Below are 4,605 nucleotides of genomic sequence, written 5' to 3'. Positions count from 1 at the left end.
AGTATTCCCGTTCCTGGGGCGGGCGCTTGAGATCAAAGGTCTTGTCCACCAGCCCCCGTTCGTCCAGCAGGGTGCCGAGAATCACATCCGGGGTCTGTTGCTGGAAGATGCGGCTGTTGTGCATCAGCCCCAGGCGCCACAGGGCGGGTCGGACTTCCACTTCGTAGCGGATGCGGCGGTGGCCGCTGTCGCCCCGGCTGAAGGCGGTGACGATCCCCTGCACGTTCCTCAGGGCCTGGCCGTCCTGCCAGACCACCAGTTCCACGCCCTGGTCCAGCACATCGCTGGCGGCAATATCCGCAAAGGCGCTGGCCAGCTTCAGGGTCAGCGTAAAGGGCCGGGACAGGTGCTCTTCGAGTTCAAACTCGACCACCGCGAAGGTGTCGTCCGGCAGGGTGCCGAGGCGGGCCGTGAACTGCAGGCCGGTGGGTAGGGACATGTGCTTCATCCTTGAACTGAAAACCGCGATCTCGCTTCGGACGGGACGCAGATGGCTGTCTACGCGCCCTCGGAAACGAGCTCATCCTCCCATCAGATCGTCCATCCGACGGCCACTTGCTCCCTGCAAGTGGGAGGCCCGAGTCTAACCGATCCCGACACCCGGCTGTGTAAGCGATCGTTGCCGGAATCCGTCAGTGACATCGGACCACCCGGACCGCATGGCGGCCCGGGTGTCGGATCAACGACCGGGGCTTAGGCCTCGATCGGGGAACGCCAGTCGTCAGAGCCGGAGGTGCCGGCAATGCCGTGTTCCCAGGTCACCTTGCGGTAGGCCAGGGAGACTTCGACCAGTTGGGTGAACTCGGTCTTGGCCGCGTCCTGGCAGTGGGGCATGCTGCAGTCGATGTTGATGATGGTGGCGTCTTCCAGGATGGTGGAGAAGAAATGCTCCTGCTTGCCTTCCACGGAGGTGCGGTACCACTTCAGCTCGACCTTGGGCAGCATCTCGCCGGAGGCCAGGGCGTTGTACATCAGCGGGGTGGCCTTGTTCAGGGCGGCGGTGAACTTGAACGGCTTGTGCACGCGCTGGCCGGAGGGCTGGCCGGACTGCGGGTCGGTGGGGACGGTGACGGTGTGGTCGAACTGCTGGACCAGCACTTCGTCCTCGTGGCCTTCGACGTAGATGTTACCGACGGAATCGGCGGTGAAGGCGCCGGCGGTGATGTTGCCCTGGGTCTGGCCTTCGATGCTGATATAACATGGGGTTGGCATAGTCTGCTCCTTGACGGAAAAACAAGTGAATAAGGGTGAGTCCATTCAAAAGGACCTTCCCCTATCAACAAGTCCCGTGCCAGAACATAAAACGCCAATAAAAACAGATAATTAACAAAAAATCCCCGCAAGCCAGCTCCCAGCGTCAAGCAAAAAATGGCTCAGATCGAGCGACATATTGCCCGGCGAGCAGAATGCTGCTCAGAAAAACACGTCTGACATTACGCCGTAAACAGGATCCGGCAGCGGTCCGCACCGACCTCGAACGAAGCGGGGGACCGGCAGGGCTGGAGCAGGAGACAGGGATGTCTCCGACCGGATTAGGCGGTCAGGGAAGACCCTCTAAGACGGCGTAAGCCCTGCCGGTGCCCCGCTTCCGCCCCGAGAATCCAGTCTTATAAAGGCCAAGGTCCGACAAAATGCTGTAGGGAAACCGGACTCCAGCCAGAAGCCCAGGACACCCTCCGCTTCCGCCGCCTCCGAGGGTCATCCCTGACCGCCGGATGCGGCGCGGGACGTCCTGTCCCGCTGCGGAAGCGGAGGGTGCCCAGGGCTTCGATTGGGCCTCGCGATAGCGCTGGTGGAGATCTGGCTTAATTACGCAGCTGATATCGGATCGGAATCGTGAAAGAGAAGTTGTTTCCCTTCATATCATCGGGAACGGCGGGCAGCGGCGCGCTGGACCGAATGATCTCCAGGGCGGCTTCATCAAGAATCCGGAAGCGGGAGCTTTTCTCGATCGTGGCAGAGATCAGGTGACCGTCCCGCCCGAACTTGAAGTGGACGACCGGCGTGCCTTCCTGCCCACGACGGCGCGCCCGGCGAGGATAGTCGTAATGTTGGGCCAGATGCCGGTTGAGTTCGGACAGGTAGCTGTCTTCCGCATCCGAGCGACCGGCCGTGAGCTGCACCTGACTGGGCTGGTTCGACGACCTCTTGTTGGCGTCCGCCGCGGAACTGGCGGTTTTTGCGGACGGTGCCGTCGCCTGGGTCGGTGTCGGTTCGCTGGGCGTCTGCTCCACCTTGGGCGCAGGTTTCGGCTCTGGCCTGGGTTCAGGCTCTGGTTTCGGCGCCGGTTTGGGCTTCGGTTTCGGTTCTGGAGCTGGCTTGGGCTCAGGCTTTGGTGCGGGCTCCGGTTTGGGGGCCTGCTTCGGTTCCGTCTTGGGCGGTTCCGGTTTGGGCTCTGGCACGACTTCCGGCTCTGGTGCGGGCGATGTCTCATTCGCCGGAGGCGTCTTCGCCGCCGTGTCGGATTGCGCCTTCATGCCGGCCAGGTCCAGGCTGATCACGGCCTGGGTGGTGACGTTCCCGTTGCCTTTGGGGACGGGGATGTCATCCGCAGAGCGAGCGAGGATATAACCCGCGCCGAGAGAGCAGAGTATCGCAAACAGGGCAATGCCGGACCGGATCACTCGACTCACAGATTCGGCTCCGTCAGCAGGTCCACCTTGCGGTAGCCGGCTTTCTCCAACAGTCGCAATACCGAGTCCAGATCGTCCATGGTCACGCCCTTGTCCGCCGCAATGCGCAGCGGTTTGTCGGCATCGGGTTTGGGCAGCTTGGCCGCCAGTTCGTCACGGCTGACCGGGGACTGGTGAACGAGCAGTTTGCCGTCGCTGTTGACGATCAGGTCCGCTGCCGGCGCGCTGCTCTCGCCTTCCTGGGCCGTGCCGGGTAACGCGGGCAGCGGATCGTCCGTGAGGTGGCCGGCGACGATAAAGAACAGCAACAGCAGGAAGACCAGGTTGATCAGCGGAAGCATGGCGTCTTCCACACGATCAAGCAGCGTCCGGTTGTCGCTGTCCTGGAGTTGCGGGAGCAGTGGGGTCATGGCGCTTCTTGCCGGGATGCGGTGCCGCCGGAGGAACGTTGCCAGTGTGTGGTGATGCCGGCGTCCTGGAGGTGGGTCAGCCCTGCCGTGAAGTCACCCAGGGACACCTGGCCATCCGTCTCCAGATTGACTTCGGATTCGCCGGCACGGGTCAGCGCCCGGGCCAGTTGTGCCGGCGTCTCCAGCCGGTCACCCCACTGGATGCGACCGTCGGGCTGCATCACAAGGCTGGGCAAGGGCTCGCCATCGCCGCCTGCGGAGGCGCGGGTGTCGTTGTCCAACTGCAACTGACTGGTCGGCGCCAGGCGCGAGGTGACCATGAAGAACACCAGCAGGATAAAGACAACATCGATCAGCGGCGTCATGCGAATCGGCAGACGCCGATGGGGACGGGGCTCAACCAGTTGCATGGGCGAACCGTTTCTCCCTTTCCCGTTCCGCCAGGCTGACCGGCTTGATCTCGGCCTGGGTCGCCGGGTCGGTTGCTTCCCCGGACTCGACATCCACGGTAACGGACAGGACGCGCACCAGCAGATCGTTCATCCGGGTGCTTAGCCGGCGCAGGCGGAATTCCATCCAGGCCGCCATGGCCGCCATCGGAATGGCGATGACCAGACCCGCGGCCGTGGTCATCAGGGCCTGGTAGATGCCGCCGCTCAACTGGCTGGCGCTGGCGCGGCCGGCGGTGGAGGCCATGGTGCTGAACGCCTCCATCATGCCCATGACCGTGCCCAGCAGGCCCAGGAGAGGCGCCAGGGCCGCAATCACCTCGATGATTTTCAGCGGTGACTCGAACGGCTGCAGAGCCCGTTGGGCGAGCCGGGCGACGGTCTCGCGCTGCTGGGTTTCGGTGGCGCCGCCCAGTACACCGCGCATGGCACGGGTGACGACATCGGGCAGGGGGTTCAGGCGATCCAGGCCTGCGCGGGCCCGATCGGCGTCTTCAATCAGGGCCTGACCGGGCGCCTGCTCCCAGCGGGCCACGGTGGTTTTGAGGTTGCGGCTGGCACGCGGCGCAAACAGGACGCCGACCAGGATGGCATAGATGAACGTCGCCAGGCCGACCAGGGCCAGCACAAGCAGCACGCCCATAACGGGGCCGCCGTAATCGAGCAATTGATGAAGTGGGCCGAACTGTCCGGCGAGGCTGGTGGTGGCGTTTGTATCCGGCACGTTGGGAACCCCCGGCACGTTGAGTCTGAGGTGCAAATAGTAACGATTATTATTAGGTTTAGCTACCTGTTGGAGTCAGTCAGCGCATAACGGGTCTGTTAGACTGTGTACATATGTGCCATTCACTCGCTGACCGTCGCGTGACAGGCGACTGATGGCTAGTATGACTGATGTCGGGCAGACGGAGGAACATACTTGATTCAGAGGATTCGGCGCTGGTTCGATAGTCTCAAGAACCGCGCAGTGGGCGTGGTGGTCCTGCTTGGTGCGCCAGGCATGGCGCGTAGCGCCTTGACGGGCGCTGTTCTGGTACAGGTGGTGCTGGCCGGATGACTTGGGGGTGCAAGTCCCCTGTGGGCCCGGTAAGGGGAACTACTAGCCGAACGGCA

7 protein-coding genes are annotated in these 4,605 nt (G+C 63.2%); 1 reads left to right on the top strand and 6 read right to left on the bottom strand.

Going from position 1 to position 4,605, the window contains the following annotated elements; translation table 11 throughout:
- The 6 genes from EZI54_RS23075 to EZI54_RS23045 all read right to left on the bottom strand — a co-directional run.
- Positions 1 to 439, bottom strand: a 439-nt coding sequence (locus EZI54_RS23075; RefSeq protein ID WP_278248741.1) for a contractile injection system protein, VgrG/Pvc8 family, incomplete at its 3' end; no start/stop codon positions are given.
- Positions 440 to 693: 254 nt separating this feature from the next.
- A complete protein-coding gene (locus EZI54_RS23070; protein WP_131481090.1) occupies positions 694 to 1,212 on the bottom strand; it encodes an Hcp family type VI secretion system effector in 519 nt (172 codons plus the stop codon).
- Positions 1,213 to 1,805: 593 nt separating this feature from the next.
- A complete protein-coding gene (locus tag EZI54_RS24665; protein ID WP_165495860.1) occupies positions 1,806 to 2,633 on the bottom strand; it encodes an energy transducer TonB in 828 nt (275 codons plus the stop codon).
- Positions 2,630 to 3,043 (bottom strand): ExbD/TolR family protein, encoded by a 414-nt coding sequence (locus EZI54_RS23055; protein ID WP_131484215.1) that lies wholly within the window; start codon positions 3,041 to 3,043, stop codon positions 2,630 to 2,632. Before EZI54_RS23055 ends, EZI54_RS24665 begins: the two co-directional genes overlap by 4 nt.
- Complete coding sequence (locus EZI54_RS23050) at positions 3,040 to 3,453, bottom strand: ExbD/TolR family protein (protein WP_131484214.1); 414 nt, start codon at positions 3,451 to 3,453, stop codon at positions 3,040 to 3,042. The genes EZI54_RS23055 and EZI54_RS23050 overlap by 4 nt, the downstream gene beginning before the upstream one ends.
- Complete coding sequence (locus EZI54_RS23045; protein WP_131484213.1) at positions 3,440 to 4,216, bottom strand: MotA/TolQ/ExbB proton channel family protein; 777 nt, start codon at positions 4,214 to 4,216, stop codon at positions 3,440 to 3,442. Before EZI54_RS23045 ends, EZI54_RS23050 begins: the two co-directional genes overlap by 14 nt.
- Before the next feature lie 195 nt (positions 4,217 to 4,411).
- On the opposite strand from EZI54_RS23045, the gene EZI54_RS24660 reads away from it, so the two are divergent.
- Positions 4,412 to 4,549 carry a hypothetical protein gene (locus EZI54_RS24660; protein WP_165495859.1) on the top strand — a complete coding sequence of 46 codons (138 nt, stop codon included), beginning with the start codon at positions 4,412 to 4,414 and terminating at the stop codon, positions 4,547 to 4,549.
- Positions 4,550 to 4,605: the final 56 nt, after the last annotated feature.

The sequence above is a fragment of the Marinobacter halodurans genome (assembly GCF_004327985.1).
GTDB classification, from domain to species: domain Bacteria; phylum Pseudomonadota; class Gammaproteobacteria; order Pseudomonadales; family Oleiphilaceae; genus Marinobacter_A; species Marinobacter_A halodurans.
This window is presented reverse-complemented; position numbering and strand designations above follow the sequence as displayed.